The sequence below is a fragment of the Anaerotruncus sp. AF02-27 genome (genome assembly GCF_003465835.1).
GTDB classification, from domain to species: domain Bacteria; phylum Bacillota; class Clostridia; order Oscillospirales; family Ruminococcaceae; genus Anaerotruncus; species Anaerotruncus rubiinfantis.
Genome location: NZ_QSBX01000011.1, coordinates 29,878 through 43,885 on the forward strand (window position 1 = coordinate 29,878; position 14,008 = coordinate 43,885).

The 14,008-nt window shown below is 48.5% G+C and carries 19 protein-coding genes and 1 tRNA gene; 17 read left to right on the plus strand and 3 right to left on the minus strand.

Features of this window, described 5'->3' with window-relative positions; all coding sequences use genetic code 11:
* From DWV16_RS19605 to DWV16_RS10195, 14 genes are all read left to right on the plus strand, one after another.
* A partial coding sequence (locus tag DWV16_RS19605) for a CbrC family protein (protein WP_243007309.1) occupies nucleotides 1-513 on the plus strand: 513 nt, incomplete at its 5' end.
* A 15-nt stretch (nucleotides 514-528) separates the two neighbouring features.
* Nucleotides 529-1,308 (plus strand): hypothetical protein, encoded by a 780-nt coding sequence (locus tag DWV16_RS10135; RefSeq protein WP_118479057.1) that lies wholly within the window; start codon nucleotides 529-531, stop codon nucleotides 1,306-1,308.
* Nucleotides 1,309-1,334: 26 nt separating this feature from the next.
* The gene (locus tag DWV16_RS10140; protein WP_007862356.1) at nucleotides 1,335-2,210 is read left to right on the plus strand and encodes a hypothetical protein; all 876 of its coding nucleotides are present in this window, start codon (nucleotides 1,335-1,337) and stop codon (nucleotides 2,208-2,210) included.
* Complete coding sequence (locus tag DWV16_RS10145; RefSeq protein ID WP_007862355.1) at nucleotides 2,207-3,085, plus strand: DUF4261 domain-containing protein; 879 nt, start codon at nucleotides 2,207-2,209, stop codon at nucleotides 3,083-3,085. Before DWV16_RS10140 ends, DWV16_RS10145 begins: the two co-directional genes overlap by 4 nt.
* Nucleotides 3,086-3,226 carry a hypothetical protein gene (locus DWV16_RS19340; protein ID WP_007862354.1) on the plus strand — a complete coding sequence of 47 codons (141 nt, stop codon included), beginning with the start codon at nucleotides 3,086-3,088 and terminating at the stop codon, nucleotides 3,224-3,226.
* Between the two features lie 28 nt (nucleotides 3,227-3,254).
* Complete coding sequence (locus DWV16_RS10150; protein WP_007862353.1) at nucleotides 3,255-4,217, plus strand: YafY family protein; 963 nt, start codon at nucleotides 3,255-3,257, stop codon at nucleotides 4,215-4,217.
* A gap of 131 nt (nucleotides 4,218-4,348) precedes the next feature.
* Nucleotides 4,349-4,717 (plus strand): helix-turn-helix domain-containing protein, encoded by a 369-nt coding sequence (locus DWV16_RS10155; RefSeq protein ID WP_002569119.1) that lies wholly within the window; start codon nucleotides 4,349-4,351, stop codon nucleotides 4,715-4,717.
* An 11-nt stretch (nucleotides 4,718-4,728) separates the two neighbouring features.
* Nucleotides 4,729-5,343, plus strand: a complete 615-nt coding sequence (locus tag DWV16_RS10160; protein WP_002592912.1) for an ImmA/IrrE family metallo-endopeptidase — start codon at nucleotides 4,729-4,731, stop codon at nucleotides 5,341-5,343.
* A 104-nt stretch (nucleotides 5,344-5,447) separates the two neighbouring features.
* Complete coding sequence (locus tag DWV16_RS10165; protein WP_002592913.1) at nucleotides 5,448-5,984, plus strand: hypothetical protein; 537 nt, start codon at nucleotides 5,448-5,450, stop codon at nucleotides 5,982-5,984.
* Between the two features lie 300 nt (nucleotides 5,985-6,284).
* Nucleotides 6,285-6,833 carry a sigma-70 family RNA polymerase sigma factor gene (locus tag DWV16_RS10170; RefSeq protein WP_006059623.1) on the plus strand — a complete coding sequence of 183 codons (549 nt, stop codon included), beginning with the start codon at nucleotides 6,285-6,287 and terminating at the stop codon, nucleotides 6,831-6,833.
* A 487-nt stretch (nucleotides 6,834-7,320) separates the two neighbouring features.
* Nucleotides 7,321-7,701, plus strand: coding sequence for a type II toxin-antitoxin system PemK/MazF family toxin (locus tag DWV16_RS10180; protein ID WP_002569115.1), 381 nt, complete (start codon nucleotides 7,321-7,323; stop codon nucleotides 7,699-7,701).
* A gap of 30 nt (nucleotides 7,702-7,731) precedes the next feature.
* Nucleotides 7,732-7,959, plus strand: a complete 228-nt coding sequence (locus DWV16_RS10185; RefSeq protein ID WP_002569114.1) for a helix-turn-helix domain-containing protein — start codon at nucleotides 7,732-7,734, stop codon at nucleotides 7,957-7,959.
* A gap of 104 nt (nucleotides 7,960-8,063) precedes the next feature.
* A complete protein-coding gene (locus DWV16_RS10190) occupies nucleotides 8,064-8,501 on the plus strand; it encodes a helix-turn-helix domain-containing protein (protein ID WP_007862347.1) in 438 nt (145 codons plus the stop codon).
* Entirely contained in the window at nucleotides 8,479-9,870 is a 1,392-nt protein-coding gene (locus tag DWV16_RS10195; protein WP_007862346.1) for a tyrosine-type recombinase/integrase, read from the plus strand. The genes DWV16_RS10190 and DWV16_RS10195 overlap by 23 nt, the downstream gene beginning before the upstream one ends.
* A gap of 348 nt (nucleotides 9,871-10,218) precedes the next feature.
* On the opposite strand, the gene DWV16_RS10200 is transcribed toward DWV16_RS10195, so the two are convergent.
* Together DWV16_RS10200 and DWV16_RS10205 are read right to left on the minus strand one after the other, a co-directional pair.
* Nucleotides 10,219-10,295 (minus strand) — tRNA-Arg (locus DWV16_RS10200).
* Between the two features lie 286 nt (nucleotides 10,296-10,581).
* Nucleotides 10,582-10,818, minus strand: a complete 237-nt coding sequence (locus DWV16_RS10205) for a helix-turn-helix domain-containing protein (protein WP_242863620.1) — start codon at nucleotides 10,816-10,818, stop codon at nucleotides 10,582-10,584.
* Between the two features lie 120 nt (nucleotides 10,819-10,938).
* On the opposite strand from DWV16_RS10205, the gene DWV16_RS10210 reads away from it, so the two are divergent.
* The 3 genes from DWV16_RS10210 to DWV16_RS10220 all read left to right on the plus strand — a co-directional run bounded on the left by DWV16_RS10210 (nucleotide 10,939) and on the right by DWV16_RS10220 (nucleotide 13,212).
* Nucleotides 10,939-11,127 carry a hypothetical protein gene (locus tag DWV16_RS10210; RefSeq protein ID WP_066456930.1) on the plus strand — a complete coding sequence of 63 codons (189 nt, stop codon included), beginning with the start codon at nucleotides 10,939-10,941 and terminating at the stop codon, nucleotides 11,125-11,127.
* 250 nt (nucleotides 11,128-11,377) lie between these two features.
* Complete coding sequence (locus DWV16_RS10215; RefSeq protein WP_066456927.1) at nucleotides 11,378-11,800, plus strand: bis(5'-nucleosyl)-tetraphosphatase; 423 nt, start codon at nucleotides 11,378-11,380, stop codon at nucleotides 11,798-11,800.
* A gap of 41 nt (nucleotides 11,801-11,841) precedes the next feature.
* On the plus strand, nucleotides 11,842-13,212 hold the full coding sequence (locus tag DWV16_RS10220) for a TrkH family potassium uptake protein (protein ID WP_158572844.1): 1,371 nt from the start codon (nucleotides 11,842-11,844) through the stop codon (nucleotides 13,210-13,212).
* Between the two features lie 419 nt (nucleotides 13,213-13,631).
* On the opposite strand, the gene DWV16_RS10225 is transcribed toward DWV16_RS10220, so the two are convergent.
* On the minus strand, nucleotides 13,632-13,817 hold the full coding sequence (locus DWV16_RS10225) for a hypothetical protein (protein ID WP_066456919.1): 186 nt from the start codon (nucleotides 13,815-13,817) through the stop codon (nucleotides 13,632-13,634).
* Between the last annotated feature and the right edge of the window lie 191 nt (nucleotides 13,818-14,008).

Sequence of the window (14,008 nt, forward strand, 5' to 3'; positions counted from 1 at the left end):
GCCTTCCGGTATCACCCAAACCCTCTGGAAACTGGGGCTTTTGAGGAATCCGCAGACGGCGTTGTCTGCGACTGCTGTGGCAAGACGACCCATATTTTCTATACCAATCCGTTCTTTTCAGTGGAGGATATTGCATATCTGTGCCCAGAGTGCATCGCCAACGGCGAAGCAGCCCGGAAATATGACGGTAGTTTTCAAGATGATTTCTCTGTGGACGATGGTGTAGACGATCCGGAGAAGCTGGACGAGCTGATCCACCGCACCCCCGGCTACTCCGGCTGGCAGCAGGAATACTGGCGCGCCCATTGTGGTGACTATTGCGCCTATTTGGGTAATGTGGGAGCCAGAGAACTGCGGGCACTGGGTGTGCTGGAGGAGGTGCTGGACGACCCGATGTGGGACGATGAGCAAAAAGAAATGATCCGGGAATCTGTCAATGGCGGGCATCTGCAATGCTATCTGTTCCAGTGCCTCCACTGCGGAAAACACCTGGTCTGGATGGATTTTGATTGAAAAGGAGACATTACTATGGGACTTGACATCTACGCCGGGACGCTGACCCGGTACTATTCTCACAACTGGAAAACTGTTGTGCAGCAGTGGGCGGAGGAAAACGGATACTCTTTCAACCGCATCACCCCGGACGGGGAACCTGCTGATAACGAGGAAGAAATGTCCCCGGCTGAGGTCCAGGCGGCGGTGGAGAACTGGCGGGGTCAGATCTTGAGCGCCATTTCTCAGCCGGGCCAGCCCCCCTACGCTCCCTGGCTTGAAAATAATGAGAAACCTTATTACACCGACAAGCCGGATTGGGATGCCTTCGGCGCTATGCTGCTGGTGGCCGCCTGTCGTACATACGAGGAACCGGTGCCTTCCACCGTGGAGAAGGACTGGATCTTCGGGGAGCATCCTCTGGTCGCCCGCCTTGCATCAGATGAGGAGCGGGTGTGGTCCCTGTTTCGTGGGGCTACCTGGTGGCTCCCTCTTTCTGACAGCTTTCTGTTCCAAGGGTCCTTGCCTACCGATGACACCGCCGCTATCGCCACCTTGGGCGGACTGCGGAAGGAGCTGGAAAAGCTGAACCAGCTGGCGTGGCAGGCCGATGAGGACACTATCCTTGGCTGGGCAGACACGGAGGGATACCCGGTAGACGGAACCGTAGACTCAGATGGACAGTACAGCAAGGCAGACATCCCGGAACACACCCAGTATGACACTCAATCCCTTGCCAAGTTTGCCTTCTCCATGTTCTGGCGGGCCATGCGATTTGCCGAGGAGCAGCAGGTGCCTATCCTGCTTGACTATTAAAGAGAATTCGTCAGGGGGTGGAGACCGTGGAACAAAAACGGCCGGCAGATATAATTCAGGAACTTCTGGACTACCTGTGGAACGGCCTGGGCCTGGAGGAAAAGGGCTGGAAGCGTCTGAAAAAGGGCGACTTCAAAAAGAAAATGAAAAACGGGCTGACCTATCAGATCTGGTTTGACCGGAGCCGCTACAACTACATAGACTACGAAATCGGCCATGGGAATGTGGAGGTGGGCTTCAGCTGTATCATAAAGCAGGGAGATGACTACCTCTACTCTTTCAGAATTGAACCCACAACAGGCGGTTCATTCTTTCGGATGCTGACAGAGGACCTGCGGCTGAACACCGGGCTGCTGGACACCTTTCTGCCCCTGGTCAAAGCCAACTACCTCGACTTCATCGACCGCTTCGAGGCAGACCCCGTGGAGGCATTACAGCCGGTCTGCGCCCCCTTCACCGAGGCGGAGGACTACAGCTGGTTCATCTATGTGCGGGAGCAGATGGTGGAACGGTACGGAACGGCGGAGCAGATGGAGGAGTACCGCCGTCAGGCGGAATTGCGCGGAACGCCTGGACACAAGGCAAAGAACTGGATGGGTTCGATGTTGTTCCACCTCTCCCACGCCAATGATGTGGATCAAGCCTGGGCCTCAAGCCGCACCAGAGAGGAACTGGACCAGGTGGTGGAACCCTTTGTGCAGGCCAAGCGGCAGACAGGACAGTGGACACAGGAGGATGAGGCGGGCTATCAGCTCTACCGGCAGGAAACAGATCCGAAGAAGCGCACCTTTCGGGTATGGTATCTCATCGCCAACCCCCGCGGCCTGCCGAAAGAGTTTGTCCAGAAAGAGCTGGAGTTTCGGTGGAAACTGTTCCCAGAAAAGAAGGAGGAACCCAAATGAGCAATAAAGCTTTCCAGCAAAATCTGGACGACAAAAAAGGCCCCCAGCCCGGAGGTCCCTATCTCATTCAGATGCTGTTCAAAGAGCCGGTAGAAATGCCGGATAAAGAAAAAATGACTGCCATAATGGAGAAGCACATCGGATCAACAGAGTGCTTCTGTTATGATAAGAAAATGGCCGGCTTTGCCGCCCTGGATCATGTCGCGGAATTTCAGGACGGCAAGTACCCGGTACAGCTGATGGTGATGAAATGCGACAAGTTCAAGGGCAAAGGCTTTGATGCCTTTCTGATGAGCCAGATGTGGGACTGCCAGGAGGACCGTGACCGGATCTTCCGGGAGTGCAAATATCAGGTGGTGGCCACCGATATGCTGACTGCGGCGCTTCCAGCGCTGGAGCGTGCCAACCTGGATGCCGACTTTCTGGAGGCTCTGGCAGAGCTGTACCCCACCTGTGAGGCGTTCTATTTCCAGAACTGCGGCAAGCTGTTTCTGGCAGAGGATGTGCGCTCCCATCAGATTGAGGGGCCGGATCGGTTCATCCGCTTTGGCGTCAATGTCCGTTTCTTCAACATCGAGGGCACGGAGGATATGCTCATCGACACGGTGGGCATGAGCACCCTGTTTTTGCCGGATCTCCAGTACCACTTCCACGGCATGGACCCCAACTGGGTGGTAAACCACGCCTATAATGCAGCGTCCTATATTCTGGAGCATGATAACCCCATTCAGGATGGGGAAACCATAGACGGCGTGGCGGATAGCCAGATGTGCCGGGAGGTCCAGTGGAAGTGCCAGTATGAGGACTCCCTGATCCAGCCGCCCAGAGGGGTGCTGGACATCAACATGGGAAACTATGCTTCGGGAGGACGCTGAATGAATGGCGTTGTGCTCCTGGCAGGCGGACTTCTGCTTGTGGCGGTGATCAAGCTGATTATAGATCGAAATTGGATCGGCCTGCTTCTCTGTGCTGTCGCCCTGCTTCTGGTCTTTGGGGCTGGACACCATACAAAATAGGCCATTTTAAGAATCGAGGAGGTGAAGTATGCAGAATTCAACAAATATGCGGATACTGGAATTACTCCGGTTTCTCTATGAGAGGACCGATGAAAACCATCCCGCCACAGTATCTGACATCATTGCCCATCTGAATGGAAAAGGAATTCAGGCAGTGCGGCAGACTGTTTACGCAGATACCAATGCGCTGATCGATGCAGGGATTGATATTGTGGTGGTCAAGAGTACCCAAAACCAATATTTTATGGGAAGCCGACCGTTTGAGTATCCTGAACTGAAAATGCTGACAGACGCAGTAGCATCCTCGAAGATCATTTCTGCCAAGAAATCCGAGGAACTGGTACAGAAATTATGCCGTCTGACCAGCACACATCAGGCAGAACAGCTTCAAAAATTTGCTGCTTTATCCAGCCGTGTCAAACCGCATAATGAAAAGGTTTACTATATCATTGATAATATCCAAACAGCGATTGGAAACCATCAGCAAATTCGGTTCCAATACTATGAATATACTCAGGAAAAAAAGAAAATCTTAAAGCACGATGGATATTATTATGTCGTAAATCCCTATGCGCTTGAATGGAAAAATGACCATTACTATTTGATTGGATTTTCTCTGAAGCATCAGAAAATTGCTCACTTCCGTGTAGATCGGCTAACAAGTGTAGAAAATCTGGAAACTTACTTTATGCCGATAGAGGGATTTGATGTAGCCTCCTATACAAATAAAATGGTTGATATGTTTACATCGGAGTCATCGAAGGAAGTAACCCTTCTATGTGAAAACGAATTGATGAGAGTAATCATAGATCATTATGGAGAAGATGCTGCTGTTGATAGGTATGATGATACACACTTCACAGCCAAAATTGAAGTGAACCCCAGTGGAACTTTTTATGGCTGGATATTCAAATTCAAAGGGAAAATAAAAATTCTCTCTCCCAAAGAGTGCATTACGGAAATGCAGCAAATCGCTCAGGAATTTATATAGCGCAAAAGAGGTGTTATTGATTTTTAACACCTCTTTTCAAATGAAATTTTTATCCTTGAAGTGAACAGATGTTCGATATACAATATAAGCAAGATGTTCGCAGTTCGTCGAACAAATGAGAGGTGAATGCTGTGGGCAATATAACTTTTGGATCATTTATAGCCGAGAAACGCAAGGCGCACAAATTCAATTTACGCGATACAGCCAAGCATTTGAATATTGCTTACGGTTATCTGTGTGATATTGAGCAAAGCCGCCGTCCTGCACCCAATGGAGATTTTGTGGAACGCATCTCTGCCTTTCTGAATTTGGATAAATCAGAACATGAGTTGCTTTTGGATCTGGCTGCAAAATCACGCAATACAGTATCTGCTGATTTGCCAGACTATATCATGGAAAAAGATATTGTTCGGGCAGCCTTGCGTGTGGCAAAAGAAGTAGATGCTACCGATGAAGAATGGCAGACATTTATGAAAATGCTAAAGGAGCGTAAACGATAGGGGGGAGAGCTTTGTCAATTCCACAAATCCGTACAGAAGCAATCGAGGCAGTAGGGCGAAAAATCCTGATGGAATATGATCCCTCTCTGCTATCCGGGCAACCATGTCCTGTGCCAATCGAAACCATTATCGAGACAAAGTTTGATCTAATCCTGGAGTTTCATACACTAAGAAAAAACCCCAAGATATTAGGGGAAACAATTTTCGATGACGGTGCTGTTGTCTTATATGACCAGATACAGAGACAGTATCGAATGATTGCAGTAAGAGCCGGTACAATCTTAATTGATGAACGGCTTTGTGATCCGTCAAAATTAGGGCGGCTCCGTTTTACCTGTGCCCATGAGCTGGCTCATTGGGTACTACATAAGAAGTTGTACTCTGGTACTGGAGATGTTGCTGCTTATAACGGAAATGTTTCTTCCGACGAAAGTCATGGCATAATTGAGCGTCAGGCGGATACTCTGGCTTCTGCTCTGCTGATGCCTTTACCGCAGATCAAAAAATGTTTTTACCGGCTTAAAATAGGCCGGACAGATGAACAGCTCATTGCTGAAATGGCAAATATTTTTGAGGTTTCCAAGCAAGCAATGCAGATTCGTCTAAAATCCAGAAACCTGATATAACCAAATGGGGGAATAGAGAGAGGCACTGCCCTCTCTCACGCTCCTCTGCTATGCTATTTTGTACCTAATATGTTCGCAATATTGCGAACAAGGAGGGATGTTCTATGAGAAAAGAAAGCACAACAATCCAAAAATGTAACAGCAGGCTAACAGCTTTGGGGCTTAACAGCGACGCTGCGTTTCATAGAAGTAAGCTGATTCTAAAGATTTACCGTGATGTAGTCTGGGTTCTGAGTGAACGGGCAGAAGAATTACAAGAAACTGCTTGGATTATGGGAGAACAAGATATAGAGTCTGGCCTCTGCTATCTTGAAAATTTTGCACCAGATATTGAACTGCAAGCCTTTGAAGAAAAAGTTTGCTGCCTTGTTCAAAATCAAATGCTAGTCAATATTATTGACCGTGCACTCCTTCGTCTGAAACGGTATCCGGATCGAGGAGAACTTTACTATGAAATTTTGACTAAGCAATTTATCTATCGGTTCAACAGTACAGAGAAAGAATTGCTGGAAGAACTAAATATAGAGCGCAGTGTCTTTTATGACCGAAAACGAGAAGCCATCTATTTATTTTCTGTTTGCTTGTTTGGATATTCTATTCCAGAAGTCCTGGAGGAGCTGCCCCGACTAAATCCCGACTAAATCCCGACAAATCCCCGACCTAATCCCTACTCCCTTCCGACTTCCGACCTGCTATACTTGTTATAGTGGCAGGAATGCGCTAAATTGAATACTTTTCTACATAAGGCCCGGCATTAACCGGGCTTTTTTCATTCCTGCTGCAATATGGCGGCAGGAACATGGCTGGAGGTGAAAACACTTCCGGCCTTTTTCTTTGCCCGGTATTAGGAGGCCGGTATGCGCTGGGAGGCGTACATAGCAAAATATCCATGACACCGTTCAAATTCGCTGACTACCAAGAATTTGAACGGAGGAAAGGATATGACGAGAGTATTCATTTGGAAAAATAACAGCCCACAGGAATGGGAGGAAATCAGTTTTTCAGCGTTCAGTAAGGCACGCCGCAATGGTTGCTTTACTGGGCGCTTTTTTGTTGAAACAGTCAAAATGTTCCGTGATGAAGATGACCGCATTATCATGGAATGTTCTCGCAAAGATTTTGAAAAATACCAACAGGAGGACCGCCACAGCCGCTATCTCCAGGAACATGAGAAAAGTCGCTCTATATTCCCGGCTTCTCATGTGGGAGATCGTGACGGCACAGAGGAAGGTTATCAGGATACAGATTTGTTTGTGGATGAATCTGTTGATACTGCGGAACAAGCTATTCAGAATTTACTTCTTGAGGATTTACACCAAGCTCTATTGAAACTGAGTCCAGCAGAACGAGATTTTATATTGTCCTATTATGAAATGAAAATACCAAATGCAACTTGTTTAGCCCAACGATATGGTATTACTCGGCAAGCCGCAGATAAGCGATTGAAAAAAATTGAAGAAAAAATAAAAAAGTTGGTTGCGATTTTCTAAAAAAGTGGCAGTAGCAAGTGAGAGGGAAATCCTTTCACTTGCACCTTGACAACCTCATATACGAATCATTAAGTTTGATCCTCTTTGGGCGTAATAGCCGCTACATCAGCGGTATATTTTCTGAGAGCTGCCACTCGCATAACAGGCCAACCCATTTTTGCTGTATAGATGAGTTTTCGGTTTATCAGAAATATATCAGGCTGGAATACATCGGATGGCATCCGGTCATGGCATAACAAGGAGGAAAGCTCTCTTACAGCCATAGTCCGAGCGTGATAATAACCGTCGCAGGCCATGGGTAAGACCAAACGAAGTGGAGGTGAAACTCCTGAGAAGCAGGCCAGCCACCTGCGGCTTAATGATTACCCAAATCCCTGGGGTGTCGTGGACAAGTAAGGGATAAAACAGGCGCTAAATTGAAGGAGACTCTGTAATTTGCAGAGCCTCCTTCTTACATAATCAAATCTCAAAACATAGGAGGATGAACATGAAAGAAGATTGGATTTATAAGCGTGGGGATTTATATTATGCCAATTTGAACCCTTATTTTGGATCAGAGCAAGGCGGCACCCGTCCTGTCCTGGTTCTTCAAAACAATGTGGGGAATTTTTTCTGCCCCACTTTGATCGTAGCTCCACTCACCAGTAAATGGATTAAGAAAAAGGAGCTGCCCACACACTATGCACTGGAGAGCGTTCCAGAGCTTGGACTGAAATCTGTTGTTCTGCTGGAGCAAATTAAAACGATTGATAAAAGGCGTGTTTTATCGTACATTGGGCGCGTATCTCGCGAAGAAATGAGAGCGATTGATGATGCTCTGCAAGTTAGTTTAGATATTCATATTCCGGAGGAAATGGAGGCTCCGTAAGGCCACTTACCGGATAAAGGAGGCGTTTTTATGTTTGAAGCAAGAATTGCGGAATTGAACCGCTTTAATGAACAAAATCCTGTCAGCTATGACAAAAGAACCTATACGGTCGATGAGATTCAGGACATTCTGGGTATCAGTCGTCCCACAGCATATAATCTGGTAAAACAGGGTGTATTCCACAGCGTCAGAGTCGGCGGTCATATCCGCATTTCCAAAAAGAGCTTTGATGACTGGCTGGATCACGCAGATGAATGATTTGTCAAGGATGCCGATCTCCAAATCGACATCCTTAACTTTTTTTCTGCTTTCTCTTACAATGAGGCCATAGCAAGAAAAACTTTATAGAGGAGGCAAAAGCCATGCGAAAACAAAGAGTAAAGACCAGTATGTCTGTACCAGAGATGGGCAAAATGCTTGGGCTTGGTAAAGTAGAATCCTACTGGTTGGTTAAAAAGAACTATTTCAAAACAATTCAAGTGGCCGGACGAATGAGAGTTATGCTGGATAGCTTTGAAGATTGGTATGCCGGCCAGTTCCACTATAAAAAAGTGGATGGTACACCGCCCGGAGAGAAATGGAGGCATACTACGATGTCAGTTCCGGAAATGGCGGATCTTTTGGGGCTGAAATCTGGCACAGCTTATGACCTTGTTAAAAGGGGCTATTTTGAGACGACCTTGATTGATCGAAGAATTCGTATCATTACCAGCAGTTTTGAAGCCTGGTATCAAAAGCAAACTCATTATGTGAAAATCTCAGAAAGGAGCAATGAAAATGGCATCTATCGTGAAGCGTAAAAGCAAATATTCTGTGGTGTATGATTACACAGATGAAAACGGAAAACGCAGACAGCGTTGGGAAACCTTCAGCACAAATGCAGAAGCAAAAAAACGAAAAAAGCAAATTGAGTATGAGCAGGACTCTGGAACCTTCTTTATTCCTACGGCAAAGACCCTGAACGATCTGCTCGATGAATATATGTCCATCTATGGTGTAAATACCTGGGCAATGTCAACATATGAAAGCCGCCGTGGTCTGGCGAGAAACTACATAACTCCTATTATCGGAGATATGTTACTATCCGACATCACTCCAAGGATGATGGATAAGTATTACCGTGATCTGCTCTCTGTGAAAACGGTAAGCGTCAACAACCGCAAACCCACAAGCGAATATCTGACCCCGCATACAGTAAGAGAAATTCACAAGCTACTTCGCAGTGCCTTTAATCAGGCGGTGCGTTGGGAACTAATCAGCCGTAACCCTGTCCTGAATGCGACACTTCCCAAAGAAGAACATAAAGAACGGGATATATGGACTGCCGAAACGCTGAGCAAGGCTATGGAAGTCTGTGATGATCCTATCCTCTCCCTTGCCTTAAATCTGGCGTTCTCCTGCTCTTTACGCATTGGTGAAATGCTGGGCCTTACCTGGGACTGCATTGATATTGCACCACAGAGCATAGAAAATGGTTCAGCTTATATATTCGTCAACAAAGAGCTGCAACGGGTTACACGAGGTGCATTGGACGATTTGAGCGACAAAGGTGTTATTAAGAAGTTTCCACCTTGCATAGCCAGTACCCATACTGCTCTGGTCCTGAAAGAGCCTAAAACCAAAACCAGTATTCGCCGCGTGTACCTGCCGAAAACAGTTGCCTATATGCTGGTAGAGAGAAAAAAAGAAATTGATGAGCTGATGGATCTGTTTGGAGATGAATACATCGACAATAACCTGGTCTTTTGCTCCAGCAATGGCCGTCCGATGGAAAGCCAGGTGATTAACCGTGCTTTCAATAAACTTATCAAAGAAAACGGACTGCCTCATGTTGTATTCCATTCTCTCCGTCACTCCAGTATCACCTACAAGCTGAAACTCAATGGTGGCGATATGAAATCCGTCCAGGGCGACTCTGGTCATGCTCAGGTAAAAATGGTTGCAGATGTCTACTCTCACATCATCGACGAGGATCGCTGCATAAACGCTCAGCGATTGGAGGAAGCATTTTACTCATCCAAGACTCCTGACCCTGTTGAAGATACAGAGCCTAAAACTGCGGATACTGCCGTCACTGAAAGTGATGAAAGTGATGCAGCGAAGATACTGGAACTGCTTAAAAATCCCGAAACTGCCGCACTGCTCAAGCAGCTGGCAAAAGCTTTATAAAGTCCCTCCCTCAGAAGAACGCCTCTCACTTTGTGAGAGGTTTTCTTCGTTTGAACCACTTTGCACAGTGACCAAACACTTTTTTTGTTAGCAAGGTTCTGAAAGCATTTTTGAGCGATGTTAGCAAATTCGCGATTTTGTTTGCAACTTCCTCTAATTTCTGCTAACAAATGTTTGCAAGTTCCTTTGGTAAAAATCGAACCTCTGACTTACCGCCTTTCTTAGCAAAAGGCCAAATCTCGTTAGCAAATGTTAGCAAACCAAGGTTTTTTGCAAAAAAGCCACAAAAGCCGCAGAAATAAGAAAAGCCGAAAACCCTGATAAATCAAAGGTTTTCGGCGTGTTTGCTGGCGTCCCTGGCGGGATTCGAACCCACGGCCTTTCGCTTAGGAGGCGAACGCTCTATCCTGCTGAGCTACAGAGACTTATATTAAATTGAGACTGGCAACGATCACTTTTCCCCGTAAGGCAGCTGGTAGAGCACAACCTTAGGAGGCGTGTGCTCTATCCAGCTGAGCTATATGGACGTGTCTGATATATGATTATAGCCCGATCAAAGTCGAACTGCAATCCCTTATTTAGTTTTTTTTGAGGTGGCCGTTGTAACGCAACCTTAGGAGGCGGTCGCTCTATCCGACTGAGCTACGGGCGCAAAAAATGGTGTCAACCCACGCTGACACCATAATAGTATAATTCGGCTGGACGATTTTGTCAATCGTCATCGAAGTCGATAAGTTTATGAGCTGGAACGCCTAGCGCGGTGGCGATGTCAAACAGCGAGTCCATCGTGATGGCCCGCGCGACATTCGGCGCTTCAATCTGGCTGATAAACGATGTGTCCTTGTCGAGTTTCGCGGCCAGTTGCTGCTGAGTCATACCGGTAAGCTTTCGGTAATAGGAAATTTTCAGGCCCATTTTGATGTAATTGTCCCGATAGATGAATTTCAATCAGATCAACTCCCCTAATAATCTTACCGATTAGAGTTGATTTATTATATTACTTGTGATATCCTATATAGGATATCACAAGTAATATATATTGTTTTCCATATAGAAAGGAGTCAGATTATGGCAGATTACAAAAAAATGTACCTGCAATTGTTTCATACTTACACCGACGCGCTGGGTGAAATCCGGAAACTATACGAAATTCTCTACCTGCTCGAACGGCGGTTTCAGGATGCGCAGGCCGCCGCCGAAGAAATTTTCCTTGAGACCGACGGTCAGCCGCCCGAAACGGCAAATAAAACCGAATGACCGCATCTGCCACAGCAAGGGATACGCACCGGAAGGGCCGGCGCGTATCCCTTTTCTCTTTGCGGCTTTTGGGAATCGAAAATTTATACTTTTAAATCAGCCCGGATCGTGTTATATTAATAACTGTATATTCCGGTGCCGGCTGAAGGCCCGGAACAGCGCCAACGCAAAAAACCGAACGCCCGGCGCTGCCCCAAAAGCTGCATGGCGCGCATTCGGCGCCATGAAAAGAGAGGACTGTTGCATTTTTATGATCCGTGAAAAATCCTGCGGAGCGCTTGTCTACCGCAAAAAACAGGATAAAATCGAACTGCTGCTCATCAAACATCGCTGCGGCGGGCACTGGTCGTTTCCAAAAGGCCATGTCGAGGCGGGCGAAAACGAGCTGCAGACCGCCCTGCGTGAAATCAAAGAAGAAACCGGGCTGGACGTCGATCTGCTGGATGGGTTCCGGCAGAGTGTCGAATATTTTCCCAAACCCCATGTAAAAAAGCAGGTGGTGTACTTTCTGGGGCATCCCGGCGCCGACGACACGGTCACCCGTCAGGAGGAGGAGATCAGCGAATACCGATGGTGCCCGCTGGAAGACGCCGACGACATGGTGACCTTCAAAAACGACAAAAACCTCATCCGGGAGGCAAAGCGCTTTTTAAGCGTTAAAAACACCATCTGACCATCTTGTAAAACCGCATCAATGAAAGACAGGCGATTGCATTGGACCGTCGTGCTCCAAAACTGAAAAAGCTGTTCGCATTCCCCGCGCGGATCATTGCGGCCAGCTTCGCCGCGGTCATCCTGGTCGGGACATTGCTTTTGATGCTCCCGCTTTCCAGCCGAGAAGGGATCGTTACGCCATTCCTGGACTGCCTTTTTACCGCGACTTCCGCCACCTGTGTGACCGGACTTATCATCTACGACACCTATACCCACTGGTCGCCGTTCGGCCAGTGCGTAATCCTTATGCTGATCCAGATCGGCGGGCTCGGCCTCGTGACCTTCACCACCTTTTTCAACCTGCTTATCGGCAAAAAACTGGGCCTGCGCGGGATGCATCTGGCCGAAGAATCGGTGGCTTCGTTTGGGGACGACATCAAGGGGCTTATCCGGATTGTCATCCTCACCGCGCTGGTCGTGGAAACGGCGGGAGCGCTGCTGCTCATGCCGACTTTTACCGCTGAATATGGCCCGCGCGGTATTTTCATCGCGATTTTCCTTTCCGTCTCCGCCTTCTGCAACGCCGGATTCGATATCCTTGGCCGGCAGGAGCCGTTCATCAGCCTCTGCAACTACAATGGGAATCCCGTGGTCATTGGAACCATCGGGATGCTCATCATCTTCGGCGGGATCGGCTTCATCGTCATCCATGACCTGCTTCAATACCGCAGAACAAAAAAGCTCACCCTGCACACCCGGATCGTTGTTGCGGTCACCGGGATTTTGCTTGTGCTCGGCACGCTGATGACCATTCTCTGCGAGTGGAACAACCCCGCGACCATCGGCGCGCTGCCCAGCTTCTGGCAGAAACTGGGGGCATCCTGGTTCCATTCGGTTTCCTGCCGTACGGCGGGCTTTAACAGCGTGCCAATCGACGGGATGTACGATATCACAAAAATCCTATCCTCGGTGCTGATGTTCTTCGGCGCCGCGCCCGGCTCGACCGGCGGCGGCATCAAGTGCACCACGGTGGCGGTTATTTTCATGACCGTCTACTGTGTGATCCGCGGCGATGAGGATACGGTTATCTTTGGACGCCGGGTCGGGCGGCAGGCCGTCTATAAATCGATGGCCGTTATGATTCTCGGCATTCTGGCTGTTACGGTCACTTCCGGCTGCATCGTCTCAACCATGCAGGACACCCACGCGATTTCCGGCGTCGACGCACTGTTTGAAAGCGTTTCGGCCTTTGCGACCGTGGGACTTTCGGCCGGCGTATCCGGCGTCGCGGGCACGCTGCCAAAGCTGCTCCTGCTGTTTTCGATGTATATCGGCAGGCTTGGGCCGGTTTCCTTCTTCCTTTCCCTTGCGATGCGGCCCAAAAACAACCGTCGCGAAGTCCTCCCCGAAGGCAAGATCCAGATCGGCTAATCGCGCGCCACGGGGAGCCGCCTCCGAAGGCCGCCTTAGATTTCGAGACCTGGATCACAAGCGCTCCCAACGCATGGTCCTCTCAAGACTGATGGCAACGCGTATGCGGCCCGCAGGGCCGCATCATGAATCAATTTGTCCGCTCTGCGCGCAGCGCATTTTCGCAAGGCTGCGAAAATTTGTCCCGCGCGTCATTGCGAAGCGCGCGCGGCACACTTCGTCTTGTCTAAGCAGATTGGGCGCGATCTTTGCCGTAGGCAACGAAATTGCGTCCACGGGGCCGCGGGGTGTCCCCGCGCGTGTTCTTTCCCCCTTTCTTACACGGGCAAGAAAGGGGGCCGCCGCAGGCAATCCCAGGCGCGCGAAGAGCACAAAAAAAGAACCGTCCGCAAGGCGGGCAGTCCTTTTTCCGGGTGCGTTCAGTGCATCATATACTCGACGCTGTCAAGTACGGTTCCAAGCGTTTTGATCGCCTTGGATGCGTTGCGCTTGAGTTTTTTTCCGGTGTTCGCCTTGCCGTGGTTGGCCAGCATATAAGCCGCTGTTCCCGCCGCCATCGCAACTGCCACACCGGTAACCGCTGTGGTTGTCGTTTTGTTCATCATTTTGCATTCCACCTCCCATTTCGTTACGCGATCTCTCGCGGTAATAGCTTTCCCCAAAAAAGATCGAAACAATCGAGCGGGATTTTGGAAAATCGATTGGATTGCACAGTATGATTTTCAACAGATAATAACAAATTAAAATTTGAAAACTATCCATTTTCAACAGTCCGACGTTGAAAATGTGGAAAAAT